21 protein-coding genes are annotated in these 25695 nt (G+C 70.7%); 12 read left to right on the top strand and 9 right to left on the bottom strand.

What is annotated here, in order from left to right:
• The first annotated feature begins 96 nt into the window (after positions 1–96).
• The 5 genes from KIH74_RS07535 (at position 97) to yjfF (ending at position 6046) form a co-directional block, all read left to right on the top strand.
• Positions 97–1152, top strand: coding sequence for a Glu/Leu/Phe/Val dehydrogenase dimerization domain-containing protein (locus KIH74_RS07535; protein WP_214155079.1), 1056 nt, complete (start codon positions 97–99; stop codon positions 1150–1152).
• A 247-nt stretch (positions 1153–1399) separates the two neighbouring features.
• Positions 1400–2380: an ABC transporter substrate-binding protein gene (locus tag KIH74_RS07530; protein ID WP_214155078.1), complete on the top strand. Its 981-nt coding sequence runs from the start codon at positions 1400–1402 to the stop codon at positions 2378–2380.
• Between the two features lie 65 nt (positions 2381–2445).
• A complete protein-coding gene (locus KIH74_RS07525) occupies positions 2446–3972 on the top strand; it encodes a sugar ABC transporter ATP-binding protein (RefSeq protein WP_214155077.1) in 1527 nt (508 codons plus the stop codon).
• Positions 3969–5000, top strand: a complete 1032-nt coding sequence (locus tag KIH74_RS07520) for an ABC transporter permease (protein ID WP_214155076.1) — start codon at positions 3969–3971, stop codon at positions 4998–5000. The genes KIH74_RS07525 and KIH74_RS07520 overlap by 4 nt, the downstream gene beginning before the upstream one ends.
• Positions 5001–5020: 20 nt before the next feature.
• Positions 5021–6046, top strand: a complete 1026-nt coding sequence (gene yjfF, locus KIH74_RS07515; protein WP_281417753.1) for a galactofuranose ABC transporter, permease protein YjfF — start codon at positions 5021–5023, stop codon at positions 6044–6046.
• Here yjfF and KIH74_RS07510 read toward each other — a convergent pair.
• Complete coding sequence (locus KIH74_RS07510; protein WP_214155074.1) at positions 6030–7805, bottom strand: pectate lyase-like domain-containing protein; 1776 nt, start codon at positions 7803–7805, stop codon at positions 6030–6032. The two genes, yjfF and KIH74_RS07510, sit on opposite strands and share 17 nt — an antisense overlap.
• A gap of 253 nt (positions 7806–8058) precedes the next feature.
• Positions 8059–11502, bottom strand: a complete 3444-nt coding sequence (locus KIH74_RS07505; RefSeq protein WP_214155073.1) for an ATP-binding protein — start codon at positions 11500–11502, stop codon at positions 8059–8061.
• A gap of 166 nt (positions 11503–11668) precedes the next feature.
• On the opposite strand from KIH74_RS07505, the gene KIH74_RS07500 reads away from it, so the two are divergent.
• Complete coding sequence (locus KIH74_RS07500) at positions 11669–14317, top strand: glycosyltransferase (protein WP_214155072.1); 2649 nt, start codon at positions 11669–11671, stop codon at positions 14315–14317.
• Positions 14317–15753 (top strand): radical SAM protein, encoded by a 1437-nt coding sequence (locus KIH74_RS07495; protein ID WP_214155071.1) that lies wholly within the window; start codon positions 14317–14319, stop codon positions 15751–15753. The genes KIH74_RS07500 and KIH74_RS07495 overlap by 1 nt, the downstream gene beginning before the upstream one ends.
• Before the next feature lie 6 nt (positions 15754–15759).
• Here KIH74_RS07495 and KIH74_RS07490 read toward each other — a convergent pair whose 3' ends face one another.
• Positions 15760–16089, bottom strand: a complete 330-nt coding sequence (locus KIH74_RS07490; protein ID WP_504844994.1) for a DUF6281 family protein — start codon at positions 16087–16089, stop codon at positions 15760–15762.
• On the bottom strand, positions 16016–16180 hold the full coding sequence (locus KIH74_RS07485) for a hypothetical protein (protein WP_214155069.1): 165 nt from the start codon (positions 16178–16180) through the stop codon (positions 16016–16018). Before KIH74_RS07485 ends, KIH74_RS07490 begins: the two co-directional genes overlap by 74 nt.
• 144 nt (positions 16181–16324) lie before the next feature.
• Here KIH74_RS07485 and KIH74_RS37545 point away from each other — a divergent pair, with 144 nt between their 5' ends.
• Positions 16325–16801, top strand: a complete 477-nt coding sequence (locus KIH74_RS37545) for an META domain-containing protein (protein ID WP_214155068.1) — start codon at positions 16325–16327, stop codon at positions 16799–16801.
• A 42-nt stretch (positions 16802–16843) separates the two neighbouring features.
• Here KIH74_RS37545 and KIH74_RS07475 read toward each other — a convergent pair whose 3' ends face one another.
• Both KIH74_RS07475 and KIH74_RS07470 read right to left on the bottom strand, forming a co-directional pair.
• Positions 16844–17665, bottom strand: coding sequence for an aldo/keto reductase (locus tag KIH74_RS07475; RefSeq protein WP_214155067.1), 822 nt, complete (start codon positions 17663–17665; stop codon positions 16844–16846).
• A gap of 73 nt (positions 17666–17738) precedes the next feature.
• Positions 17739–18977 (bottom strand): MFS transporter, encoded by a 1239-nt coding sequence (locus KIH74_RS07470; protein ID WP_214155066.1) that lies wholly within the window; start codon positions 18975–18977, stop codon positions 17739–17741.
• Positions 18978–19123: 146 nt separating this feature from the next.
• On the opposite strand from KIH74_RS07470, the gene KIH74_RS07465 reads away from it, so the two are divergent.
• Positions 19124–19561 carry a MarR family winged helix-turn-helix transcriptional regulator gene (locus tag KIH74_RS07465; RefSeq protein ID WP_214155065.1) on the top strand — a complete coding sequence of 146 codons (438 nt, stop codon included), beginning with the start codon at positions 19124–19126 and terminating at the stop codon, positions 19559–19561.
• 72 nt (positions 19562–19633) lie between these two features.
• On the opposite strand, the gene KIH74_RS07460 is transcribed toward KIH74_RS07465, so the two are convergent.
• Genes KIH74_RS07460 through KIH74_RS07450 form a run of 3 tightly spaced genes read right to left on the bottom strand, consistent with a single transcriptional unit; the run spans position 19634 to position 22319 of the window.
• Positions 19634–20209 carry a hypothetical protein gene (locus KIH74_RS07460; RefSeq protein WP_214155064.1) on the bottom strand — a complete coding sequence of 192 codons (576 nt, stop codon included), beginning with the start codon at positions 20207–20209 and terminating at the stop codon, positions 19634–19636.
• A complete protein-coding gene (locus KIH74_RS07455; RefSeq protein ID WP_214155063.1) occupies positions 20206–20997 on the bottom strand; it encodes a hypothetical protein in 792 nt (263 codons plus the stop codon). Before KIH74_RS07455 ends, KIH74_RS07460 begins: the two co-directional genes overlap by 4 nt.
• The gene (locus KIH74_RS07450) at positions 20997–22319 is read right to left on the bottom strand and encodes a DUF3500 domain-containing protein (RefSeq protein WP_214155062.1); all 1323 of its coding nucleotides are present in this window, start codon (positions 22317–22319) and stop codon (positions 20997–20999) included. The genes KIH74_RS07455 and KIH74_RS07450 overlap by 1 nt, the downstream gene beginning before the upstream one ends.
• Before the next feature lie 1593 nt (positions 22320–23912).
• On the opposite strand from KIH74_RS07450, the gene KIH74_RS07440 reads away from it, so the two are divergent.
• The 3 genes from KIH74_RS07440 to KIH74_RS07430 all read left to right on the top strand — a co-directional run bounded on the left by KIH74_RS07440 (position 23913) and on the right by KIH74_RS07430 (position 25693).
• A complete protein-coding gene (locus KIH74_RS07440) occupies positions 23913–24119 on the top strand; it encodes a cold-shock protein (RefSeq protein ID WP_214155061.1) in 207 nt (68 codons plus the stop codon).
• 181 nt (positions 24120–24300) lie between these two features.
• Complete coding sequence (locus tag KIH74_RS07435; protein ID WP_214155060.1) at positions 24301–24918, top strand: GNAT family N-acetyltransferase; 618 nt, start codon at positions 24301–24303, stop codon at positions 24916–24918.
• Between the two features lie 70 nt (positions 24919–24988).
• The gene (locus KIH74_RS07430; RefSeq protein WP_214155059.1) at positions 24989–25693 is read left to right on the top strand and encodes a DUF6308 family protein; all 705 of its coding nucleotides are present in this window, start codon (positions 24989–24991) and stop codon (positions 25691–25693) included.
• Positions 25694–25695 lie beyond the last annotated feature (2 nt).

Here is a 25695-nt window from a genome sequence, read left to right as displayed (position 1 = left end):
CGAACTTCGTTCGGCGGGCGTGGCGCCGGGCGAGCAGGTGGCGCACATGGTTCGCCGGGCCGGTCATCGGCCGGCCCGGCGTGTTGTGCTCACCGGATGACGACGCGAATCCCTGCGGCAGAAGAACTCACCGCCGAGAACGTCCGGATCACCCGGGGCCGGCGTTCCGGGCAGCCGGTGATGATCGGGGTCCATTCCACCCGCCTCGGGCCGGCCCTCGGCGGCTGCCGGGTCAAGCGCTACGCGCGGTGGCAGGACGGCCTGGACGACGTGCTCAGGCTATCCGCCGCGATGACCGAGAAGGCCGCGCTGGCCGGCCTGGACCACGGCGGCGGCAAGACCGTGGTCGCGCTGACCGGCGCCCCGTTCCGGCGTGACGACCTGCTCGCCGACATCGCCGACGCCGTGGAGGATCTCGGCGGCCGCTACGTCACCGGCCCGGACATCGGCACCGGCCCGGCCGACATGACCGCCCTGCGCCGCCGTACCCGGCACGTGCTGTGTCGCCCGGAGGCGGACGGCGGCAGCGGCGACTCCTCCGGCCCGACCGCCCTGGGCGTGCTCGCGTCCATCGACGCCGTGCGCGAAAACCTCTGGCCCGGAAGGGATCTCGCCGGACTGCGGTTCACCGTGATCGGTCTGGGACACGTCGGGTCGCTGGTGGCCGACGAGCTGACCCGCCGCGGTGCCCGGGTGGCGTCCACCGATCTCGACCCGCGACTGCGGCGCGACGGCTGGCTGGAGCCGGACCGGGCGCTCGGTACCGCGACCGACGTCCTGGTGCCCTGTGCCACCGGCGGTCTGCTCACCCCGCAGACGGTCGCGACGCTGGACTGCGCGGCCGTGGTCGGCGCCGCCAACAACCAGCTGGACCACGACGGCACCGCCGATCTGCTGCACGCGCGGGGCGTGCTGTGGGCTCCCGACACCGTGGTCAGCGCCGGCGGCATCATCTCCGCCGTGGCGCGGGAACGGCGCGGAGCCGGTCGTCAGGAGGCCGAGCGGGAGGTGCGGGCCATCGGCCCGCGGCTGGCCGGAATTCTCGGCGTCGCGCGCGCGGAGGGAATCACCCCGCTGGCCGCGGCCCGTTCCCGGGCCATGCAACGAATTTCCGCGGAAAGCAAGAAGAATTCGGCCGACGGTCGTTCATAACATTCCCGGTTCATTGACGCGACGTCTAGGTCCGGGCTTGGAGATAACATTTCGATCCTTGACGCATCCGAGGTGAACGACGACACTCCTGAACGTCCGGCCGGTGGACGGGGGGCGTTTTCGGAATGCTCGGCGATCGGTCGGCCCGGATTTCCAAAACCATTCGGATGACATCGTTTCCCGCACTGCCGTGACCAATTTTGTGAACGTTAACAATGGAGTTGGCGTGGTGCGTCAGGAGGTTGGGATGTTCAAGAAGCGAGCTGGGGCACTGCTCGCGGCGGCGCTGCTCGTCTCGGTGACGAGCGCGTGCGGCGACGACTCGGGGGACGCCGGTGGGTCCGGCGACGATCAGATCACGATCGGGTTCGCCCAGGTCGGCGCCGAGAGTGGGTGGCGCACGGCGAACACCAAGTCGATCCAGGAGTCGGCGAAGGAGGCCGGGGTCGAGCTGAAGTTCTCCGACGCGCAGGGCAAACAGGAGAACCAGATCAAGGCGATCCGCTCGTTCATCACCCAGCGGGTCGACGTCATCGCCTTCTCGCCGGTCGTCGAGTCCGGCTGGGACACGGTGCTGAAAGAGGCGCAGGACGCCGAGATCCCGGTGATTCTCACCGACCGGGCGATCGACTCCACCGACGAAACACTTTACGAGAGTTTTATCGGCTCGGACTTCGTGCTGGAGGGCAAGAAGGCCGGTGAATGGCTGGTCGACGAGTACCAGGACCAGTCCGACCCGGTCAACATCGTCGAACTCCAGGGCACACCGGGCGCCGCCCCGGCCAACGACCGGAAAGCGGGATTCGCCGAGGTGATCGCGGCCGAGCCGAAGTTCAAGGTGATCGCGTCGCAGACCGGCCAGTTCACCCGCACCGACGGCAAGCAGGTGATGGAGACCTTCCTCAAGTCCCATGACGACATCGACGTGCTCTACGCGCACAACGACGACATGGGGCTCGGCGCCATCGAGGCGATCGAGGCGGCCGGCCTGACCCCGGGCAAGGACATCGAGATCATCACGGTGGACGCCGTCAAGGACGGCATGACGGCCCTGTCCGAGGGCAAGATCAACTTCATCGTGGAGTGCAGCCCGCTGCTCGGGCCGCAGCTGATGGACCTGGCCAAGAAGGTGGCGGCCGGTGAGAGCGTGGAGAAGCGCGTGCTCACCGAGGAGACCACCTTCACCCCGGAACAGGCGAAGGAAGCCCTGCCCGAGCGCAAGTACTGATCCTTTCCTCCGTGGTGGTGCGGCGCGGTCGCACCACCACGGAGGCGGTGGAGGTCTGAGAGCTGATGAGTGACGACGCGCCGGTCCTCGAGATGACCGGCATCCGCAAGGTTTTCCCGGGTGTGGTCGCGCTGGACGGGGTGGACCTGCGGCTGCGGGCCGGTGAGGTGCACGCCCTGATGGGCGAGAACGGCGCTGGGAAGTCCACGCTGATCAAGGTTCTCACCGGGGTGTACGAGATCGACGGTGGCACCGTGTCGCTGGCCGGCACACCGGTGCGGTTCTCCGGCCCGTTGCAGGCGCAGCAGGCCGGGGTCAGCACGGTGTACCAGGAGGTGAATCTCTGCCCGAACCTGTCGGTGGCGGAGAACATCCTGCTCGGTCGCGAACCCCGGCGGCTCGGCCGGATCCGCTGGGGCGAGACGCGGCGCCGCGCCAGGGAACTGCTGAAGCGGCTGGATCTCGACCTGGACGTGTCCGCTCCCCTGGACACGTACTCGATCGCGATCCAGCAGATGGTGGCGATCGCCCGGGCCGTGGACATCGACGCCAAGGTGCTCATCCTCGACGAGCCCACCTCCAGCCTGGACGCCTCCGAGGTGGCGCAGCTGTTCGCGGTGATCCGCCGGCTGAGGGACCAGGGGGTGGCGATCGTGTTCGTGTCGCACTTCCTCGACCAGGTCTACGAGATCGCCGACCGGATGACGGTGCTGCGGAACGGCCGGCTGGTGGGGGAGTACCGAACCGCCGAGCTGCCGCAGATGCAGCTGGTCACCCGGATGATCGGCAAGGAACTGGCCACGCTGGAGACCCTGGAACAGGCCGACCGCGCGCCCACCGCGCAGATCGAGCGGGGCCGGCCGCTGCTGCGGGCCGAGGGGCTGGGCCGCAGGGGCGGGATCGAGTCGTTCGACCTGAGCATCCATGGTGGCGAGATCGTGGGTCTGGCAGGACTTCTCGGGTCGGGGCGGACCGAGCTGGCGCGCCTGCTGTTCGGCGCCGACCGGGCCGATCGTGGTCGTCTACAGGTGGACGGCGAGGCGGTGGCGTTGCGCACCCCGCGGGCCGCGATGTCCCGCGGTATCGCCTTCTCCAGCGAGAACCGGCGCACCGAGGGCGTGGTCGGGGAACTCAGCGTGCGCGACAACATCATCCTGGCGCTCCAGGCCTCGCGCGGCTGGATGCGGCCGGTCTCCCGGCGCCGCGCCGACGAGCTGGTGGACCGGTACGTGAAGGCCCTCGACATCCGCCCGGCCGACCCGGACCGCCGGGTGCGTGACCTGAGCGGCGGCAACCAGCAGAAGGTGCTGCTGGCGCGCTGGCTGATCACCGAGCCCCGGCTGTTCATCGTGGACGAGCCGACGCGCGGCATCGACGTCGGGGCCAAGACCGAGATCCAGCGGCTGATGGCGGAACTCGCAGACGGCGGGATGGCCGTGCTGTTCGTCAGCGCCGAGCTGGAGGAGGTGCTGCGGCTCAGCCACAAGATCGAGATCCTGCGGGACCGGCGGCTGGTGGAGGAACTGGAGAACACCGACGCCGTGGACGCCGACCGGATCATGCAGACCATCGCCGGAGGTGCGGCGTCATGACCTTTCACCGGAACCGCCTGTTCTGGCCTCTCGCCGTGCTGGTGCTGCTGCTGGTGCTGAACATCTTCTTCGCCAACCACTTCTTCCGGATCACCGTGAACGACGGTCATCTCTACGGCTCGCTGATCGACATCGCCCGGCGTGCAGCCCCTCTCGTGTTGGTCGGGGTCGGCATGACGCTGGTCATCGCGACCGGCGGTATCGACCTGTCGGTGGGGTCGGTGATGGCCGTGTCGGGGGCCATGGCCTGTCTGCTGATCGGTGACCTGGACAACCAGAACAGCTTGCCCGCCGTCTTTCTCGCGATCGGCGTGGCCCTGGTGCTGTGCCTCGGGCTCGGCGTCTGGAACGGGTTCCTGGTGTCGGTCATCGGGATCCAGCCGATCGTGGCCACACTGATCCTGATGGTCGCCGGGCGCGGCCTGGCCCAGCTGATCACCGGCGGGCAGATCCTCAACGTGAACTCCGCTCCGTACCGCCGGATCGGTGCGGGTTACTTCCTGGCCCTGCCGGTGTCCGTGCTGATCGCCGCGGCGGTCGCGGCCGTCGCGGTGCTGCTGACCCGGCGCACCGCCCTCGGGCTGCTGCTGGAGGCGGTGGGCGGCAGCCCGGCCGCCAGCCGCCTGGCCGGTGTCCAGGCCCGCGGCCTGACCTGGCTGGTCTACGTGATCGCCGCGGTCTGCGCCGGTGTCGCCGGGCTGATCTACAGCTCCAACGTGGCCAGCGCCGACTCCAACGCGGCCGGGAACCTGATCGAGCTCGACGCCATCCTGGCCGTCGTGATCGGCGGCACCGCCCTCACCGGCGGCCGGTTCTCGCTCGGCGGAACGGTTCTCGGCGCGGTGCTGATCGAGACGCTGAACGTGACCATCCTCAGCGTCGGTATCCCGGTGGAGGCCACGCTGCTGTTCAAGGCCGTCGTGGTGGTCGTTCTCTGCCTCGGGCAGTCCCCGGCCTTCCGCGAGCGAGTGCTCGGCCGGCGCCGCACCCCGGCCCCCGTCGCGCCGAAGGAGGAGGTGGCCGCGTGACCGAGACCCACCACCAGCCGATGGACGACGTGGAGCTGGGACCGGGCTCCCCGTCGTCCACCATCGAGAGCCGGGGACGACGCGTGAACCGGCAGCACGTACCCGTACTCGCCACCCTGACGCTGCTGGCCCTCATGTACGGCCTGGGGGTGGTGAACTACGAGGGGTTCTCCGACATCCAGGTCGTACTCAACATTTTCGTCGACAACGCGTTCCTGCTCGTGGTCGCCGTCGGCATGACCTTCGTGATCCTCACCGGTGGTATCGACCTGTCGGTCGGCGCGGTCGTGGCCCTGACCACCACCCTGGCCGCCACCCTGCTGCACGCCGGTTGGCCCGCCGGGGTGGTGCTGCCCCTGATGCTGATTCTCGGTACCACGCTGGGACTCTCGATGGGCGCGATCATCCACTACTTCCGGATCGAGCCATTCATCGCGACCCTGGCCGGGATGTTCCTGGCCCGGGGCCTGGCCCTGCTGATCAACCGCAACTCGATCCCGATCGACAACGGTTTCTGGGTGACGATCGCCCAGCAGCGGCTGCGTTTCGACCGCGGGGTGTTCATCTCCACCAGCGTGATCATTGCCCTGGTGGTGGTGCTGATCGCCGCCGCGGTGCTGATCTGGACCCGGTTCGGGCGCTGCGTGTACGCGATCGGCGGCAACGCGGATTCCGCTCTGCTGATGGGACTTCCGGTGGCCCGCACGCGCATCGCGGTGTACGGCATCAGCGGTTTCTGTGCCAGCCTCGGCGGGGTGCTGTACAGCTTCTACACGCTGTCCGGCTACAGCCTGCACGGCAACGGCCTGGAGCTGGACGCCATCGCCGCGGTGGTGATCGGTGGCGTCCTGCTCGCAGGTGGTTCCGGCTACCTGTTCGGCACCGTGCTCGGGGTGCTGGTGCTCGGGCTGATCCAGACCATCCTGAACTTCCAGGGCACGCTGAGCTCATGGTGGACCCGGATCGTGGTCGGGGTCCTGCTTTTCGCGTTCATCGTGCTCCAGCGGGTGGTGACCGGGAAGCGGGCGGTCACGGGTACGCGGTGACCCGGGCCGACATCGCCCCCGACCCGCCCGCCGAGCCGCCCTGGTCGTTGATCACGTGGGCGATCGTGCCCTGGTTGCCGCCGAGCGAGACGGTGACCAGGTTGTGCATGACGATGCCCGACGCCTTCGGCACCTCGAAGGCGTGGTCGGCCACCACCGAGTTGTTCACGTTGAAGTAGCAGTAGCTGCCGAGACCGTAGGCCTGGTGCGAGGTCACGTCGTCGGCGACCTTGTAGGCGGCGTATCCGCGCGTGGTCCCGTTCATCCAGGCATCCTGGTTCGGCGGGTCATAGGGCATCTCGTTCTGGTAGAAGTAGGTTCGCCCGCGATCGCCGTCCCAGCGCGTCTGGTAGCCCTGGAAGTGTTCCACGAACAGGCCGTACATGGTCACGTCGTCACCACTGACGATCAGGCCGACCTTGGCCGGGTTCACGCTCCAGCCGGTTTTGGAGCCGCCGGAGTCGTCGTGGTCGGCCCGCCAGATCCATAGGTGATCGCCGATCGTGCCGTGATTGTTGATGATCAGCCCGCGTTCGGCCCTGGCCTTGCTGTGGCCGCCCACCCGCAGGAACACGTCGTGCAGTGAGGTCGGGTCGGCGGTGTGGTCGGCCGAGGCGCCCTTCGGGCCGATCCGGGCCAGCGCGTACGACGAGGTGGTGCCCGCGTCGATCAGGATGCCCGCGATCTTGACGCCGGGCACGTCGGCGGTCTCCAGCGCGATGACGCCGTTGAGCGGCGTGAGGGTGGCCAGGCCCAGGCCGAGAATGACGGTGCCGGAACGGTTGACGCTGAGCGTCCGGTCGAGCTGGTAGACGCCCGGGGTGAGCAGCAGGTGCTTCCCGGCCTGGAGCGCCGCGTTGAGCTCGGCGGCGGTGTTCGTGGGCTGGGCCACGAAGAAGTCCGAGATCGGCAGGGACTCACCGGCCGGCGACCCGCTCTCCCACGAGGTGCCGTTGACGGCGGTGCGCAGGGCGGGCACGAACACCTGGTAGGCCCCGGCGTCGTCCACGTAGAGGAACGGTTTCTCCCGGATCACCGGGGTTTTGCCGATCCGGGTGAAGGCGACGTCGGGCCAGTTGCCCTTCGGATGGTTCTTGGTGCCGACGAACACGGCGTTCCAGTTGCCGTTGCCCGACCAGCTGTTCAGCGTGGAGTTGCGGGTGAACCACTGCTGCTGGCCGCCCGGGTTCACCGCGCCGTCGATCTTGCTGTCGGCCAGGAACCCGCCGCTCGACCAGCCGCCGTCGTCCAGTGCCAGCGTGCCCTTGAGATGGATGCGACGGTACGGGGCGGCCTGCGAAACCGCCCACATGTCAACTCCTCCCGTAGGATTGACGGTGAGATTCTCGGCGCAGCGCCAGAAGTTCTGCGTGGCGTTGCCGTCGAACCAGTCGGCGTCGGCCTGCACCGAGCCGTTGATCGTCACCTTGCCCGGAACCAGCCCCAGCCCGGCGATCTGGGTGAAGAAGCCGATCTTCGCCGTCACGTCGTAACTTCCGGGCTTGAACAGCAGGGCCACGCGCTCGTCGCCGAACTGGTTGGTCTCCTGGGCCTTGAACACGCTGTCGAGCGTGCTCTGGATCTGCGCGGAACTCATCGACGGATCGAACACATGCACATGGGCGCCGAAATCGGGTTCGGCGGTGCTGGTGCTCGTGTTCGGGCCGGCTGTGGTGCTGGGCAGGGCCTGCGCCACCGTGGCGGCACCGGCCGCGGCCACCACCGCGGTGGCGCCACCGATCACGGTGCGGCGTTTCATGGTCGGATTCACGATTCGTCATCCAACCCGTGGGCGTGTCCAAAGTTCAACGTCAAGGCTTGAGGACGTCGGTGGGAACCAAAATTCCGATACTCCCGAACCGGTTTGGTTCAGGATCAAGGGAAAGTCAGCTCAGCCTTGCGGGATTCTGAGCGGCGCCTTAAGAACGCGGTGGCTGCCCGGGCTGTGCCACTTCTCACTGAACCGGATCGGGGCGGGAGACGTGGGGGACATGGTGAGGTGCCGGAGGATGTCAGCGGCAGCGCACCGGCGCCAGGGCGCCCCGGGCCCGCACGGTGCCCGGCTGCGCACGACCACCGGCAGGGGTGGGGCGGGGTGTGCCGGTCGGGTGGTCGTCTCCGGGCGCTGCGGTGTCCGGTCCGTTCGGAGGCCGGGATCCGGCGCCGATCTCGGCCCCCGCCCCGGCGCCGGCCCCGCTGCCGTGGCTGTGCTCCAGACTGTTTCCGCTCCCGAGGCCGCCCTCGTTCCCATGACGGGAGCCGTTCCCGTGACCGGCCCGGTTCCGTGGGTCGGTCCCTCGTTCGTGGCCGGTCGCGTTGCGTTGTCCGGTTCCGCTGCCTTGGTCGGCTCCTCGTTCGTGGCCGGTCGCGTCGCGTTGTCCGGTTCCGCCGCCTTGGTCGGCTCCTCGTTCGTGGCCGGTCGCGTCGCGTTGTCCGGTTCCGCCGCCTTGGTCGGCTCCTCGTTCGTGGCCGGTCGCGTCGCGTTGCCCGGTTCCGCCGCCTTGGTCGGTCCCTCGTTCGTGGCCGGTCCCGTTCCGATGGCCGGTCCCGCCACTGTGGCTGGTGCCGTCGCCGTGGCTGGTTCCGGTCCCGTGGCCGGTCCCGATGCCTCTCCCGATGCCTCTCCCGATGCCCGGGCCCGGGCCGATCTCCGGCAGGCCGGTGGGGGTGATCCGTTGCGCGGGTGAGGGTTTGACCAGGATCGTCTCACCGGCACGGGTCATGGCCAGAGCCGTACCCCAGGCCGACGGTTCCTCGGTGGCCCTCAGCCCGGTCCGGGCGCGGTGGGCCCAGGCGGTGGCGCCGAGCTGCTCGAAGATGTCCAGGGCCTGGCGCAGGTGGTCGCGGGCCCGGGTCCGCCGGCGACGGCGGTGCAGGTACTCGCCGTAGTGAAGCAGGGTGCGGGCTTGCTCGAACGGCACCGGTGACCGCTCGTGGGAGGCGAGCGCGCGAGCGAAAGCCGCTTCGCCGTGCGTCATTTCATTGGAGAGCAGACCGCGACAGCGCCAGGTGCGGGCGATCAGCAGGTCGGAGCGGCAGCCGTCCGGGGCCTCGTCCACCGCGATCGTGGCCAGCAGACGTCGCGCGTCGTCGGTGCGCCCCGCCCCGGCGTACGCCTCCACCAGGTCGAACGCCCAGGGGACGATGCTCTGGTCCCTGGTGTTCCCGGCCACCGGCAGGCGTCCCGTGCGCTCCAGCCGGTCGATGGCCTGGGCCAGGTCGCCCGCCCCGAGGGCCAGCAGGCCCAGGGCGTGGGTGGTGTGCAGGTGCAGACCGGTGGCCCCGTGACGGGTGGTCACGTCGTGGGTGCGGGCGATCGTGCCGAGGGCCTCCCGGGTCCGTCCGCGCACCACCTGGTCACGGGCCATGAAGTAGCGGCCGTACACGTCGGCCTGGTGCGTCTCCCGGGCCAGCTCGACGCTCCGGCCGGCGAACTCCCGGGCCTGCCGCCAGCGTCCGGTGTGGAAAGCCAGCTCGGACCCGATCGCCAGGGCCTGTGGCAGCACTCCCAGTGCACTCTGCGCCCGGGCGGCGGTGATGATCGCGTCGAGCAGTTCACCGGCCAGGTCGTAGCGCTCGAGCCAGATCGCGATCAGGGCGGCGTGCGCGTACTCCTGGGCACGGGGCAGGGGCGGGACGGCCAGCAGCCGGGGCACCACCTCGGTGAGCAGTCGCTGCCCCTGGGCCCGGTGGCCGTTGATCACCAGCGCCCCACTGCGCGCGACGGCGGCCACCAGCCGGGCCACGTCACCGGTGCCACCGGCGTCCCCGCACTGTTCGCCCAGCTCGTAGGCCCGCCGGGTGGCGGTCAGCAGCTGCGCCGGCTCACCCAGCATGAAGTGGGCGATCGCGGCGTCGGCGTACATCAGCGCGGCCCGTGCCGCGTCGATGCCCTCCACCTCACCCGCGCCGTCGAGCATCTCGGCCAGCCCGTCGCGGGGCTGGGAACGCCACATCCACAGGTATCCGCGCATGTGCCGGATCAGGGCGCGCAGCTGGGGATCGGTGGTCAGGCCGAGGGCCTCGTCGAGCAGCGGGAGCATCCGGCCGGTGCGCCCGGCCAGCTGCCAGCAACGGGCGGCACGCACCAGCAGGGCCGGGCGGGCAGCCGGGGCGGCGAACTCGGCGGCCAGCTCGAAAGCTGTGGCTGCCTCCAGGTTTCCGCCCCGCCGCCGGGCCCGGGCGGCGGCCCGGGCGAGCAGCTCGCCGACCTGCGGGTCGGGGGCGGGCAGGGCATGGGCCAGGTGCCAGGCCCGGGCGTCGGCGGCGGTCCCGCCCGGCGACAGCGCCAGCGCCCCGGCCAGAGCGGCATGGGCGGCAGCGCGCTCGGCGGGACCGGACGACGAGATCAGGACCGAACGCATCAGTGGATGCCGGAAGTCGATGTGTTCCGGTGTGACCAGCAGCAGTCCTTCACGCTCGGCCGGGGCGAAGTCGGCCAGCCCCAGGCCGATCGCGGCGGCGGCCCGGCGCACCACGTCGGTGTGCCCGCACCCGGCCGCGGCCACCAGGAGCAGGACGGTGCGGGTGCGGGCCGGCATCGCCGCCAGCCGGGCGGTCAGCGCCCGGGTGAGCCGGGCCGGGCGGCGGCCGTCGTTCCGCCGGGCGGCGGGCGCCTGGTCCGGCCCTTGGCTCAGCGCATGGCCGGGTCGATGGTGCGCCCCGTCGCCCGGCTCGTCGCCCGGCTCGTCGCCCGGCCCCAGGTCCGGCCGGCTCAGCGCGCCGCAGAGTTCCTCGATGGCCAGCGGGTTCCCGGCGGTGTCCGGGTGGATCCGGGCCAGGCGCTCGGGCGGCACGCCGGGTGCCAGCGAACGGGCCAGGGCCCGGGAGTCGCCGGGGCCCAGGCCACGCAGGGTCCGCTGCGGCAGACCGGCCAGCGACGGGTCCGGCGTCGCGTCGTCGTCCGGTTCCGTGCGCGACGTCATCAGCAGCACCACCCCCTGATGTCCCAGCCGGCGGCCCGCGAACAGCAGCGCCTCCCGGGACGACGCGTCGAGCCAGGGCAGGTCGTCCACCAGGACCAGCGTGGGACCGCCCGCCGCGACGGCGGTGAGCAGGGAGAGCGTGGCCGCACAGAGCGAGAACCGGTCACGGTGCGGGGCCGGCCCGGAAAGCGGCGCCGACCCGGAAAGCGGCGCCGACCCGGAAGACAGCGCCGGGCCGGAAGACAGCGCCTCGCGCAACGCGGCCGCCTGCGGCGCCGGCAACCGCTCCACCAGGGGCAGCACCGGCCGCACCAGCTCGGCCAGCCCGGTGAACGGGATCGCCGGCCCGGACTCCACACCCCGCGCCGACAACACCGTCATCCCGGCCGCACCGGCCCTGGCCTGGTGCAGCAGGGTGCTCTTGCCGATCCCGGCCTCGCCCCGCACCACCAGGACGGAGGAAAAACCGAAGCGGGCCCGGCCGAGCATCCCGCCGATCGTCCCCAGCTCGGCCTGTCGCCCGAACAACATTCGGCAAGTCTACGTGCGGATTTCGGGTGCTGTGGCCGAGGCGTCCGGCCCATGGTGAAACGGCCGGAAGGCCCGGGAAAGGTTTCCTCGACATGCGATCTTCGCTCGAACCGGGTTAAAAAGGATCTTGCGAGGTAACAATGATGTGACCTTGGGGGAGATCCGCATGTCCCGATCAGTCCTCTGGTGCGTGTCGTTCGACGGCGCGCCGCTGTCCGGTGTCGTCGTCGAATCGCTCAAGCTCGCCCGGGCCTTCCGGCAACGTGGTCACCGCGTACTGCTCGACATCGGTTACGACATCAAACAGGACAAGGGCCGGTTCTTCGCGCCTTACACCGACGAGGCCGTCGGCCTGCCCGACTGGGCCGAGCTCGCCCGTATCGACGGGCTCGACGAGATTCCCTGGTACACAACGGGCTTCGTGCGCTCCACTCTCGACGCCGTGCGCCGCGGCGGCGCCCTCGACAGCTCCTTCGACGCGGTCGTCGAGGCGCTCACCCGCCGCATCGTGGCCACCTGGCGGCGGCACGGCGTGACCGCCGTCCTGGTCGAGAACGGCACGCTGCCCGAGAACATCGCCTACACGCAGGCCCTCTACCGCGCCGTCGAGCGCTACGGGCCGGAGCTGGGCCCGCCCCGGCCGTTCGTGTTGTGGCGCGACCACGACCTGATGTGGACCAGCGAGCCGTCCACCGGCAAGTACGGCCGGCCGCCCTATCCGCTCACGCCCCGCCCCCGGAATTCCCCGTACATCCGCTACCTGGCCCTGCACGACGAGGCCCGCCGACGCACCCTGGAATGGCATCCGGAGCTGCGTGACCTGCGGGTTCTGCACAACACCTTCGATTTTTCCCGCACCGCCACCGGAATCGGCTTCCGCGAGCGCCACGGCATCCCGGCCGGCGCCGCGCTGATCGCCCGCTGCACCCGCCTGATCCCGCAGAAGCGGGCTGACCGCGACATCGACCTGCTGGCCCGGCTGCGTGACCGGGTGCCCGGCCGCGACGTGTACCTGTTCCTGGCCGGTGACCCGGCCGAGCACCCGCCCACGGTCACGGCGCTGCGCTCGCAGGCGCGGCGGCTGGGCGTGGCCGACCGGGTGGTGTTCGGCGGTCGGCTCGCACCGCGCGACCTGGCGTCGTCCACCGGTGGTTTCTCGGTGGCCGACCTGCTCGCCGAGGCCGATCTGATGTCGTTCCTGACCTCGTACGACTACGAGAGCTACGGCAACCCGATCGGCGAGGCGATCGCCTCCGGCGTGCCCTACCTCACCACCCGCTACGCCCTCTACGACACGGTGTACGGCCGGAAGGGTTTCCAGGCGCCGGTTCTCGAGATCTCCGCCGACGACGACGCCCCGCTCACCGGCGAATTTGTGGACGACGTGGTCGAGCTCCTGACCAACCCCCGTCTGCACTCCCGCGTCGCTGCGCACAACCGGTCCCGCGGCGAGCGCTACTTCGCCCGCAGCCGGGCCGACGAGGTGGTGGGCGAGCTGCTGGGCGAGCCCACCGCCCCGGCTGCCCCCGTCGCCGCGGACCTGCCGCCGGTGGAGCCGCTCGCGCCGGGGGTCCGGATGACCGTGGTGCTGCCGGTGCGCGACGAGGCCGCCAACCTGCCCGCGGTGATGGAGTCGCTGGCCGGCCAGACCCTCGGCCGCTCGCGGTTCGACGTTCTCCTGGTCGACAACAACTCGCGCGACGACACCGTGGCCCTGGCCCGGCGGCTGGCCGCCCGGTACGAGGGGTTGCGGCTGAACGTGATTGCCGAGGCGGAGCAGGGGGTTTCGTGCGCCCGCAGGGCCGGCATGGATCTGGCCGCCCGGCGGGCCCAGGAGCGGGACGGCGACGACGCGGCCGAGCGCTTCTACCTGGTGTCGGCCGACGCGGACTGCCGGGTGGCGCCGGACTGGCTGGCCGAGCTGCTGACCGCGATGGACGGTGAGAAGGCCGCGATCGGGGTCTGCGACTACTACTACGACGCAGCGCATTTCGCCGGACGGCCACTGCTGTGGGACGCGATCGACCGCACCCTCCGCTGCCGGCGGGTGGCCTGGTCGCGGTTCGGTGGTTTCCCCGACGGCAAGGGATTCGCCGTGGACCGCCGGGCCTATCAGCGGGTCGGCGGCATCGAGCTGTCGTACCAGGTCGAGAACGGCCGTTTCGTCAGTCATCTCAGCGACGACTGGGACTTCGGCATCCTGGTGCGGGCCACCGGCGACGACATCGTCTACGTGCCCACCTCGCGGGTCGAGATCAACCCGCGCCGGGTGGACCACGCGATCGACGAGGTGGTGGCCGGCCGGGCCTACGGTTCCGGCGGCATCATCACGATGCGCGACATCCGCCCCGACGGCCCGGGCGGCCGCGACCTGAGCGAGGCGGAAGCGGTTCAGGCCTGGGAGTTCTCGATCAAGGACTTCATGCCGAAGAACATGATCCTCGCGGCCCTGCTCACCCCTTCCCTGCTGGACGACGAGGGGGTGATCGACCTGCTCTCGACGGACCTGGCCCGACGGATGGCCACCCGCATCCCGCAGATCACCGCCGAGACCCGTCTGCGCGACTACGTTCCCATCCACTCGTACAAAACCCCCTGCTTCAGGCTGTACTTCGAGTTCGCCGAGGAGCTGTTCGCCCGGCTGCGGGCCCGGGTCGGGCCGGACATCGGCTACCCGCCGGCCCTGCCGGACTGCCTCCAGGAGGTACGTGACACCGGCGACGAGGAACGGTTCCGCGAGTTCGTCCGGCACTACTGCGAGGACCGCGAGTCCGGTGCGGCCCACGACTACTTCGGCAACGGAGGGGTTTTCTGATGGACGCCCTGGAATCGCTGCGCCGGACCGACCCGGACCATCCCCGCCCGGCGGTGCTCGGCGTGCTGGAGAGGCCGGAGAACCACCGGCTGCTCGAGTACGTCGTCCATGATCCCTTCGGCTCCCACGTGTTTCCCGGCGACATCCCGGACGTCGGGCCGGACCGGTTCCTCGACGACCTCACCACGCAGCTGGCCGGTACCCGGCCCATCCACCTCTGGGCCTACATCCCGACATGCAGCTACCGGTGCCGGTTCTGCCAGTACCCGGTGGTGATCGTGAAGGGCCCGGAGCAGGTGACCCGCGACAAGGTGGACCGCTGGGTGGACCTGAACATCCGCGAGGCGCGGCTCTGGCTGGAACGGGTGCCCGGCCTGCGCGAGGCGCCGGTGGGGGAGTTCAACGTGTTCGGCGGTACGCCGTCGCTGATGGGTCTGGACGCGGTGTCGCGGCTGCTCGGATTCTACCGGGAGAACTTCGGTTTCGGCCCGGACACCACCATCCGCTTCGAGGGCGACCCGACCACGCTGACCCCCGCGCTGCTGTCGCGGCTCAGGGAACTGGGGTGTGACAAGGTCTCGTGCGGGGTGCAGTCGTTCGACGACCACGTGCTGGGCCTGAGCGGCCGCGAGCACACCGAGGCGGAGTGCCACGACTTCCTCGACAGCACCGAGCGTCTCGGTTTCGACTGGGTCACGGTCGACCTGATGTACGGCCTGCTGGACCAGACGGTCGACAGCGTGGTGCGTGACCGCGAGCAGATCCTGCGCCACCGGGTGCCGGGGGTGGTGTGCACCAAGCTGCATCTGCGTTCCTACGCCGACACCCGTACCGGCGTGGCCGGTGACCGCCCGGCGGCCTGGCAGTTCGCCGGATACCGCGCCAGGCTGGCCGAGAACGGGCACCACTGGCCGACTCTGGGGGAGCAGTACCAGATGCGCGAGGTGCTGGCGTCGGGACTGGGGGAGCAGGGGTACGGCGAGCATCCCACCATGTACTTCCACCGGGCCGACAAGGCCCCGGAGACCTGGAAGGCGATCATGGTGGACCAGGACCGGCAGGACGCCGAGGTGGCCATCGGCCTGGGCGGCAGCTCCAGCTGCCGCCGGTCCGAGGCGATGACCGAGGTCAACGCCCTGCGCTACATCGAGATGGTGGAGAACTCGGTGCTGCCGCTGACCTCGGCCACCCGCTTCGGTGATCAGGCCACGCAGGCCCGGGCGATCAAGATGGCGCTGTCCACGCTCCAGCCCCTGCGTGACGACCTGCATCGCGAAAGGTTCGGCGGGGCATCGCTCTTCGACGATCCGTGGGGTGAGCGGTTCGACGGGCTGGAACGCCGCGGGCTGCTGGCGACCGATCGCCGCGCCGGCACCGTGCGGCTGACCCCGCCGGGCGAGGTGCTGGTGGAGGCGATCATGAACACCGAGTTCTGACCCGGCTCAGCCGGCCTCCTGGAGCCGGGTCCAGACCTCGGCCGGCATCTGGTCCTGTTCGATGCTGAACAGCTCCGGGTCGCCGTTCTCGGTTCCGGCGTCGTCGGTGGGCACCCCGATCACGGCGTACCGCGGGTCCACACCCTCGACGCGGTACAGGTTCACCGACCCGGCCAGGGCGGCCTCCTCGGCGAGATCGTCCTCGTCCAAGCCGGTGTCGTTGCAGACGGCCATGCGCTGGTGGTTCAGCTTCTCGCCGGGCTCACCCGTCGGTTCCCCCCCGGTCGGTGTAGAGCCGGCCCTGGTACTCGACCGCCACCGCGCACGACGCCGCACTCGTGCCACCGGACGAGCAGGCCGCCAGCAACAGGCTGATCAGCAGCCCTGTCGTTCCCGTCCTCGTCACGCCCGTACGCGCAGACATCATCAGCCCGTTCCCTTCGCCACCATGATCAACGCGACTCGGACGCGCTGGGCCGGGCTGGGGTTCCGGCGGTCACCCATTCGAAAGCAGTTCGGTGGAACCTCCCGGTTCCGGCCCGCGTCGAAGCGGTGGACGAGAGGGGGCCGGATGATCCGGAACTGGTGGGGCGCGTCGCTGGTGGCGCTGACGGTGGTGACGGCCGGTTGCGGTGCGGCGTCGGGGTCCGGCGCGAAGCCGGACCAGGGGGTGCGGGACGACGTGCTCGGAACCTGGTATCCGTGGGACATCCCGGGATACACCACGGACGAGTTCGGGATGCAGACCTTCCGGGACGCCTCGATCACCTTCAGCGACGACGGCACCTGGAAGGGTAGTGACGGGTGCAACGGCCTGGGCGGCACCTACGAGGTCACCGTGGAGGGCGGTTTCACCGCCACCCCGCCCGAGGCGACCACGATGATCGGCTGCGCCAACGTGCCGAACGTGACCGTGCTGACCACGGCCACGCAGGTGGAGAAGCGGGGCGAGGAGCTGGTGTTCAGCGGGAAGGGCGGCGTCACCGGCCGCTATCTGGCAACTCCGCAGGCGTCGCCGTCCCCGTCCGTGGAGGTCTCTGAAAAATGATGGACGACGCCGGTTCTCGACGGCCGGCGTCGTCCATGGTGATCAGCCGTTGAACGAACTGGGGTGCGGGCCGGTACGGCCGTCGCGCTCCAGCGCGTCGATCGCCGCCACCTCGGCCGCGGTCAGCTCGAAGCCGAACACCTCCAGGTTGGCCGAGATCCGTTCCGGGGTGACCGACTTCGGGATCACCACGTGCCCGTTTCCCAGGTGCCAGCGCAGCACCACCTGGGCCGGGGTGACGCCGTGCGCCCGGGCCGCCTCGACCACCGGGGCGTCGGTGAGCACCGCGCCCTGGGCGAGCGGGCTCCAGGCCTCGGTGACGATGCCGAGATCGGTGTTGCGGCGCACGGTTTCCCGGTTCTGGAGGGCCGGGTGCAGCTCGATCTGGTTCACCGCGGGCACGGTGCCGCCCAGGGCGACGACCCGGTCGAGGTGCCCGGGCAGGAAGTTCGACACGCCCACGGCACGGGTCTTCCCGGCCGCCACCAGTTCTTCGAGTGCCTGCCAGGAGTCCAGGTAGGCGTCGGTGGCGGGCGCGGGCCAGTGGATCAGGTAGAGGTCGACGGCGTCCAGGCCCAGTTTCTCCAGGCTCGAGTCCAGAGCCGGGGCCGGGGCGGTGCGGCCGAGGTCGGCCGTCCACAGCTTGGTGGTCACGAACACCTCCTCGCGCGGCAGGCCCGCGACGGCGAGCGCCCGGCCCACGCCGCGCTCGTTGCCGTAGACGGCGGCGGTGTCGATGCTGCGGTAGCCGGCCTCCAGGGCGGTCTCCACGGCGCGCTGGGTGGCCTCGTCGGGCACCTGGAACACGCCGAAGCCGAGCTGCGGCATCCGCACGCCGTTGTTCAGGGTGATGTCGGGGATCATGGTTCTCCTTGCTGTGGAGCATTTTTGGGACGTCGGTCGTCGGCGGACATCGGTGGTCGCCGGATGTCGGTGGTTACCGGGCGGGGGTGACTGCCGGTCCGGGGGTGACTGCCGGTCCGGGGGCGGCTTTCGGTTCGGGGGTGGGTTCCGATGCGGGGACGGCGGCCCGTTCGCCGCCGGTCACCCGGGCGGCCGTGACGCAGACGATCAGCCCGGCCAGGGTGATCGCGGCACCGGCCCACAGCGGTGAGGTGTAGCCGAGACCGGCGGCCAGGGTGAGCCCGCCGGCCCAGGCACCGAACGCGTTGCCCAGGTTGAACGCGGCGATGTTGGCACCCGAGGCCAGGGTGGGGGAGTCGGCCGCGTGATTCATGATCCGCATCTGGAGGCCGGGCACGGTGGCGAAGCCGAAGCCGCCCATCAGCACCAGGGCGACCACCGTGGCGGTCTTCGAGCCGGCGGTGAGGGCGAACAGCACCAGGACGACCGTGAGCGCGGCCAGGGTGAGGGTCAGGGTGCGGAACAGGTCGCGGTCGGCTGCCCGGCCGCCGACCAGGTTGCCGGCGAACAGCCCGGCGCCGAACAGCACGAGCAGCCAGGGCACGGTGCCGGTGGCGAAGCCGCTGACTCCGGTCAGGGTGAAGGCGATGTAGGTGAAGGCGCCGAACATGCCACCGAACCCGAGCACCGTGACCAGCATCGACAGCAGCACCTGCGGACGCCGGAAGATGCCGAATTCCCGTAGCATGCCACCGGTCTCGTGGCCGCGGCCGCCCGGCACCAGGGCCAGCACGCCGAACAGGGCGAGGACGCCGATGGCGGTGATGGCCCAGAACGTGGCCCGCCAGCCGGCGGCCTGGCCGAGGAACGTGCCGAGGGGCACGCCGAGCACGTTGGCACTGGTCAGACCGGCGAACATGATCGAGATGGCACCGGCCCGGCGGTTGCTGGGCACCAGGCCGGTGGCCACGACGGACCCGATGCCGAAGAAGGCGCCGTGGCACAGGGCCGCCACCACCCGCCCGGCGAGCATCAGGCCGAAGCCGCCGGCCACGGCCGAGATCAGGTTGCCGATCACGAACAGCACCAGCAGGCCGAGCAGGGCCTTCTTGCGGTCGACCCGGCCGAGCAGGGCGGTCAGCACGATGCCGCCGACCGCGACGGAGAGCGCGTAGCCCGAGATCAGGTAGCCCGCGGTGGTCTCGCTGACGGAGAAGTCGGCAGCCACCTCGGGCAGCAGCCCGGCGATCACGAATTCGGTCAGGCCGATGCCGAAGCCGCCGAGGGCCAGGGCGTAGAGGGCCACGGGCACGGGAGGTCCTTTCAGGGCAGATGACGAAGAGTCGTAATGTGCGCCTGCAAATACCGGCGGACGCAACGGCAGAGATAGTTGCACGCGCTCTCTATCTGCGCAAGCTGCTAGAATCCCTGGGTCGTCCGAGGTCGGGAGGTGCGGCGATGGGCATCGCCGACGATGCGGTGGAGATCAGGGCGCACGGCTGGCGCACGCTGGCGGCCCTGCACGGGCTGATCGAGGCGCAGCTGGAACGTGAGCTCCAGCGCGAACACGGGCTCTCGGTGGTCGAATTCACTGTTCTCGACGCGCTGAACCGGCAGGACGGCTGGCACATGCGCATGCAGCAGCTGGCCCGGGCCGCGGCCCTGTCGAGCAGTGCCACCACCCGGCTGGTGAACCGGCTGGAAGACCGGGGGCTGCTCACCCGCATCCTGTGCGCCGACGACCGCCGGGGCATCTACACCGAGCTCACCCCGGCCGGCCGTGAGCTGCTCACGCAGGCCCATCCGGCGCACGACCGGGTGCTGAAGCACGCCCTGGCGGAGGCCTCGGCCGTGCCGGAGCTGGAGTCGCTGGTCGAGGCCCTCACCGCGGGCTGAGGTCCGGTGCCTGGCCTGCGGTCAGGCTGCGCTCGGGCTCCTGGCCGGGCCTGATCTGGTCGAGCCCGGCGGTCAGGCCAGCGGAATGCTGACCCGCACCGGTTCGGTCAGCATCAGGGTGACGTCGAGGCGGCGGGTGCCGGACGGTGGTGGCGGCACGAACACGTGGCTGCCCTCCCACTCGGTGTTCGTGCCGCCCGCGCGGGCGCCGTTGCCGGTGTACGTGGTGCCCAGATCGTCGTGCACCTCGACAGCGAGCGCGAACAGCCGGGTGCCGGGCTGCGGCGGCGGGTCGTCGTCGCTCTCGTGCGCGTGCTCGGCCCACGCCTCGAAGGCCGCTCGGTACTCCGTGTCGAGGGCCTGCCGCCGGGGCGAGTCGGCGATGTCCGTCCGCACCATGATCTCGGTGTCGACGGTGACCCCGGTGAACCGTACGGTGAGCCCGTCCGTGGTGCCGACCGTCACCGGCTCACCGCCCGGCGGGCGCAGGATCGGCACGCGCTCCGCGCGGACGATGAAAACCTCACCGGTACCGGGGAATTCGATGCGCCAGGCACCGGCTCCCGCGGAGGCGCCGGATCGCCCACCGGCCGGTGCCTCCACCTCGTCGGGATGCCGGAGCATGAGGAGCACCTCGTCGGGGGTCACGCGGGCGTCCCGCTCCGGCCGGGGACCTGCTCCGGGCTCCGCGCCAAGGTCTGCGTCGGCACGGGATTCGGCACCGGATTCGGCACGGTGCTCGGCGTCGGGTCCGGCAGCACGATCTGCCGGCGTCGTGCGCGGACGGCCGGGATCATCGCCACCAGCGCTGCCACAGCTGCTACGGCCATCGGCCACCAGCCATTGAAAGTCGGCCACCACGAGGTGTTCCCGAGGTCGACGTGCAGCGGCGGCACGGTCATCGTGGCGGTGTCGGTGCGGATGGTGCCGATCTCGCGGGCGCGGCCCTGCCCGCCCTCGACGGCCGTCACCAGAACGGTGTGGGTGACCACCTGGTGGATCACCGGGTCGGCGTGCAGGTCGAACCGGCGTGTGCTCGCACCGGCGGGCGGCCAGAACGCCGCCGTGGCGAGGATTTCGCGATAGGTCCCGCTGCCGCGCTGCTCCGACTCGCTCAGAGTGACTGTGCTCAGCGCGGTCTTCCAGGCAACGCCGTCGGTGATCGGCCGAACGTGCTCGATCAGGTACTCGCGCAGCTCCTCCTGGTGGGCACCCAGCACGGCCGGGGCGTCGTCGGTGGTCAGGTCCACGCCGGCGGCGTAGGTCAGGTCCCTCACCGGGATCTGGATGTCGGCCGTCACCATGGAGGTGCGCACGTCGAGAGCCACGATCGAGTGGGGCATCGGGTGCGCGGCGGCGGGCCGGGCCGGCAGAAACAACAGGACGACGACGAGCCCGGCCGGGCCCGTCGTCGTCCATGAACGAAAGCTCCTCATCAGGAGGAGAACTCGCCACCGTAGTCACGCGTGTGATCGCGCCACACGGTGTGATAGTGGATCTTGTCGGTGAGCACCACACCGTTCTGGCAGACGAACTCGACCCATGCGCTCGGCCCGTCGATGCGCAGATAGTTGGCGTGCGCGGTCATCTCGACCCCGCCCGACCAGCCGACGTAGGTCTTGGACAGCTCGTCCTCGTAGGTCTTCAGCATGCTCTCGGCCGTGGTGTCGTCGGCGATCCCGACCCACTGCCTCAGCACGTCCAGCACCGCGCTCTGCTGGTCGTCGGTCAGCCTGCTCGCCGCGATGCCCTGCTTCTTCGCCGGGAACTGGCCGTCCTCGCCCGGTCCGAGCAGCACGTCGCTGAACGTCTGGCTGAGCTCGGCCTGCTTCTTCTGCGCCGTGGTCAGGCTGGTGCTCAGTGCCGTGACGGCCGACTTCATGGCCTCCAGCGGTGCGTACTCGGTGCCGTCGTCGGCGGTCCAGGTGGTCGGCTCCAGGCCGACGAAATACGGGCTGGACCCGGCCACCTCGCCGGCCTCGTAAGTGAAGTTGACCGCCAGGTGGTGGCCGCCGAAGTGCAGCATCCAGGTGCCGTCGGTGTCCGGGTCGCCGAGCAGCGCGAGGTCGTAAAGGCCTGCGCCGTAACCACCTCCACCTCCGCCCCCGCCACCCGCGCCGCCGCCGCTGCCCGACGGCATCGACCCGCCGCTCGGCATGTCGCCCGTCGGCATGTCGCCCGTCGGCATGTCGCCGGAGGGCATGCCGCTGTCACTGGGCGCGGAGCCGCCGCTGGGTGCCCCGCTGCCGCTCGGCATCGCCCCGCCGGCCGTGCTGCCCGCCGTGCTGCCGCTGCCGGGCTCGCCGCCCTCACCGCTGGACTGGAGGGAGCTGAGCTCGTCGTCCGCCGCCCACAGGTCCTCCACCCGGGGGTATCCCGGGTCGCCGGTACCGATCGCGCTCTGGAGCAGCACCCTGGCCAGGGCCAGCTGGTTGTCGTCGAGGTCCTCGAACGGCACACCGCCGCGGCAGCTCTGGCCGGACGGCAGGTTGGACCAGGCCTCGGCGTTGTCCGCGGTCAGGTCGAGGACGGCAAGCTCTTTCTGGTCGTCGTCCAGCGAGGCGGAGAAGGCCTGCGCGGCCGCCACCACGGCCGCCACGTCGTGTCCCGCCACGGTGGGGGTGACGGACGACGTCGAGCTGGACCCCGTGCCGGAGCTGGAACTGCTGCTGCACGCGGCGGTGAGGAGCACCGCGGCGGCGGCCAGCGCTCCCGAGCCGCGAGCAGAAAATACCTGCGAGACGGACAATTTCATCATCCCCGATGACTGTGGCACGAGTGCGCCCGAGGATAGGGCTCTCCCCGCCGGTAACCGGGCAGCCGACCGGATGTGTCCGGCCGGTCGGCGCCGCCCGCCGCATTCCTCGTGAACCGGCCCGGCCGCCGAACGCTTGGCCCGGATCCCTCGACGGGGATCTCCGGCGTCCCGCATCGTCCGGGCCGCCCGAGCCGGAAGAGGAGCGCATGCACGCGTACCACCGGCTGTCAGGGGGAACCTCGCCGGTGTCGTGGCAGCCCGGCCCCGGCCCACGGCCTAGGACAGCCCGCCGGGGCAGGCCAAGTAACTGCCCGACAACGCCGGCGACCGTCCGGACGACCCGAGCCGAAGCCGCGGAGGAGCAGCCCTGCCGGGCTGTGCCGCCTCGGCCGGCAACCCGCTCGACCTGCCGGCGATCGCGCGCCGGTAGCCACCTCCTGGCCAGCCGTTCGCGCTACCGGCTGGGGGACGTCGGCCACGGCCTTGGTGCCCGAGGCTGCGGTTTCGGTCGTGGCTGAAGGTCTGGGGCCGGATCGAAGCCGGAGCCGGGACATGTCGGCGGTCAGGACCTGGCTCGGGATGGAGCCGCGCCGTAGCGGGACATGGGGCCGGGGCGGGTGCGGGGCTGGGATGCGGGCTGGGTGCAGGGGCTGGGACGGATAGGGCAAGAGCGGGCGGAGGTATGGCCGGGCGGAGGCAGGGCCGGGCGGAGGTATGGCCGGGCGGAGGTATGGGCGGGCGGGGACGGGGCGGTGCCGGAGATGGGGGGTGGACCGGGGTCGGGATTGGAGGCGTGGCCGGTCGCAGGGGCGTGGCCGAGAACGGGGTAGGGAGCGTGACCGGGGCGGAGGTATGGGCCAGGGGCAGAGACGGGAGGAGGCAGACGGGAGGAGGCAGACGGGAGGAGGCAGACGGGAGGAGGCAGACGGGAGGAGTCAGACGGGAGGAGGGCGGGGCAGAGAGTCGGGGGCAGAGATGGCGGGGGCGGAGATGGCGGGGGCAGAGATGGCGGGGCAGAGATGGCGGGGGAGGAGGTGGAGATGGTGACAACGAGAGAGACCGTGGCAGGGGGTGGACCGGCAGACGCAGTCCAACAGCGGCAACAGGAAGAGAGGTGACCCGCCAGCCTGTGGACCGCCTCACCCCCCCACGGGTGGAGACAGGACGGCAGAGTCGGCTAAGAGACGGCGAGGGGATGGCGAAGCTGGGGGCCGAGCGGAGGGGGCGGCGCGGAGACGGGCGGGGTTGTGGCGGAGAGTGACGAAATCGGCATTCGGGACGTTCGCGCCGGCCTCCGGGAAGCCCGCCTCCGGACCGTCGGAACGGCCGCTCGAGGGCTCTTCCTGGCGGCCAGATGAGGCAAACGCGGGATCGGAGACATTTCCGGCGTGCCGGATCGACGGAACCTCAGTCTTTTGGGTAAGTCGTCATTCCGCTGTGCCAGAACAGGTTTCGCGTCTCCAGGGCGCCTCCGAACGGCCTTGAGAAGAATCAGGCGTTCGGCGTATGAGTGCTGGAACACCTCTGGGGCCTACACTGGTCGTGTCCGCCGGGCAACAAGGCTCGGGCGGGCACCATTGTCTTGGGAGAAACATGGCGCAGGGTACTGTCAAGTGGTTCAACGCTGAGAAGGGCTTCGGCTTCATCTCGGTCGACGGCGGCGGCGCCGACGTGTTCGTGCACTGGTCGGCCATCCAGATGGACGGCTACCGCGCCCTCGACGAAGGTCAGCACGTGGAGTTCGAGGTCACCCAGGGTCAGAAGGGCCCGCAGGCCGAGGCCGTGCGGCTCGCCAACTGAATTCTGGAGTGATCTTCGGGTCCGGCGTCCTGTCCTACGACGGAGCGTCCTGACCCGCGAGTGAGCTTCCGGCGTCATGCACGGCCATCGTGCAGGCATGGTGCTGATGGGATGGGTGGTGGTTCCGGTTAGTCCGGAGCCACCGCCCATCGCCGCTTTGCGGGCGTCCTAGAGTGGAGCTGTGACTCCCGACAACGCCGGCTCAGCAGACGGCGCAGCACGTGGTCCCGAGATCACGGCGGCCTCCCCGCACGACATACCGGACCTCGCGCGGCTGGCCGCGGAGACGTTTCCCCTGGCCTGCCCGCCGCACATGACATCCCAGGCGGTGTCCGGTTTCATCGCCGAACAGCTGTCCGAGGCGGCGTTCGGGAAGCATCTGGCCGATCCGAACTGCGACGTCTCGATCGCCCGGCCCGGCAGCCCGCAGGCCGAAACACCGCAGCCCGGCACACCGCAGCCCGGCACACCGGACGGCTACGCCCTCACCCTCTTCCAGCCCGCCCCGCCGGAGATCGCCCGGCTGATCGGCACCACGGAGCGGGTCACCTACCTCAGCAAGCTCTACGTCCGCCCCGGCGCCCACGGCGGCGGCATCGGCCGGGCCCTGCTCGCCCGGGTGCGGGAACAGGCCCACCACCGCGGCTCACGGCTGATCTGGCTGGGCACCAACCAGCTCAACACCTCCGCCCAGCGGTTCTACGAGCGCACCGGCTTCGAGCAGGTCGGCGTGCGGCAGTTCCTGGTCGGCGGCGTGCTGGAGAACGACTTCGTCTACGCGCTGCGCGAACCACGCTGAACGCGGCGCGGGCTCCTCGTCGTCCCAGATTGTGATTTCAGCGCCGTGCCGACCCCGCCGAAACCCTGGCATGGCGACGACCCTGACGATGCCCTGGCCCCTGCGCGCCGGCTACGAGCCGGTCGCGGCCGGGCTGCTGAAGACCTACTTCGGCATCGGTGAGGCCGGGATCCCGCCGTGGACCGGCGCCTCGTTCGAGACGATCGGCGGGCCGGACCCGGACCCGGACCGGTTCACCGCCCTCGACCTGGTGGCCGTCGGCCTGCTGTCGGTGACGGTGCCGCCGCCCGCGATGATCGCGATCCTGGAGCCCGACGCCGCCGTGCTGGCCAACCTGCTGCGGCGGATCCCCCGGACCCTGTCACTGGTGGACGCCGACGACGACCTGGTGGAGGGCGACAACTCGCCGCTGGTGCGCCTGTGGCAGCGCCTGCGCGAGTACCCGGACGTCGGGCGCACCGTGACCAGCAAGCTGATGGCCCGCAAGCGTCCCCGGCTGGTGCCGGTCTACGACTCGGTGATCGCCCGCGAGTTCGGTCTGCGCGACAGCGGCGGGTACTGGTGGGGCATGCGCGAGCAGCTGCGCGCCGACGACCGTGACCTGTGGCGGCGGATCACCCGGCTGATCTCCGGATGCGGGCTGGAGCAGCAGGTCACGGCATTGCGGGCGGTCGACGTGGTGGTCTGGATGCACGGCCGCGACCAGAACCGCAGCGCCCGGCTGGCCGTGGACGCCGGACTCCAGGTGCCCGGCCAGCGCGGTGCGGTGGACTGACG

Source organism: Kineosporia corallincola (assembly GCF_018499875.1).
Classification (GTDB): Bacteria; Actinomycetota; Actinomycetes; order Actinomycetales; family Kineosporiaceae; genus Kineosporia; species Kineosporia corallincola.
This window is presented reverse-complemented; position numbering and strand designations above follow the sequence as displayed.

Coding starts and splice junctions, on each gene's coding strand:
- KIH74_RS07535 (WP_214155079.1), top strand. CDS start 97: ATGACGACGCGAATCCCTGCGGCAGAAGAACTCACCGCCGAGAACGTC.
- KIH74_RS07530 (WP_214155078.1), top strand. CDS start 1,400: ATGTTCAAGAAGCGAGCTGGGGCACTGCTCGCGGCGGCGCTGCTCGTC.
- KIH74_RS07525 (WP_214155077.1), top strand. CDS start 2,446: ATGAGTGACGACGCGCCGGTCCTCGAGATGACCGGCATCCGCAAGGTT.
- KIH74_RS07520 (WP_214155076.1), top strand. CDS start 3,969: ATGACCTTTCACCGGAACCGCCTGTTCTGGCCTCTCGCCGTGCTGGTG.
- yjfF (WP_281417753.1), top strand. CDS start 5,021: ATGGACGACGTGGAGCTGGGACCGGGCTCCCCGTCGTCCACCATCGAG.
- KIH74_RS07510 (WP_214155074.1), bottom strand. CDS start 7,805: ATGAAACGCCGCACCGTGATCGGTGGCGCCACCGCGGTGGTGGCCGCG.
- KIH74_RS07505 (WP_214155073.1), bottom strand. CDS start 11,502: ATGTTGTTCGGGCGACAGGCCGAGCTGGGGACGATCGGCGGGATGCTC.
- KIH74_RS07500 (WP_214155072.1), top strand. CDS start 11,669: ATGTCCCGATCAGTCCTCTGGTGCGTGTCGTTCGACGGCGCGCCGCTG.
- KIH74_RS07495 (WP_214155071.1), top strand. CDS start 14,317: ATGGACGCCCTGGAATCGCTGCGCCGGACCGACCCGGACCATCCCCGC.
- KIH74_RS07485 (WP_214155069.1), bottom strand. CDS start 16,180: ATGATGTCTGCGCGTACGGGCGTGACGAGGACGGGAACGACAGGGCTG.
- KIH74_RS37545 (WP_214155068.1), top strand. CDS start 16,325: ATGATCCGGAACTGGTGGGGCGCGTCGCTGGTGGCGCTGACGGTGGTG.
- KIH74_RS07475 (WP_214155067.1), bottom strand. CDS start 17,665: ATGATCCCCGACATCACCCTGAACAACGGCGTGCGGATGCCGCAGCTC.
- KIH74_RS07465 (WP_214155065.1), top strand. CDS start 19,124: ATGGGCATCGCCGACGATGCGGTGGAGATCAGGGCGCACGGCTGGCGC.
- KIH74_RS07455 (WP_214155063.1), bottom strand. CDS start 20,997: ATGAGGAGCTTTCGTTCATGGACGACGACGGGCCCGGCCGGGCTCGTC.
- KIH74_RS07450 (WP_214155062.1), bottom strand. CDS start 22,319: ATGATGAAATTGTCCGTCTCGCAGGTATTTTCTGCTCGCGGCTCGGGA.
- KIH74_RS07440 (WP_214155061.1), top strand. CDS start 23,913: ATGGCGCAGGGTACTGTCAAGTGGTTCAACGCTGAGAAGGGCTTCGGC.
- KIH74_RS07430 (WP_214155059.1), top strand. CDS start 24,989: ATGGCGACGACCCTGACGATGCCCTGGCCCCTGCGCGCCGGCTACGAG.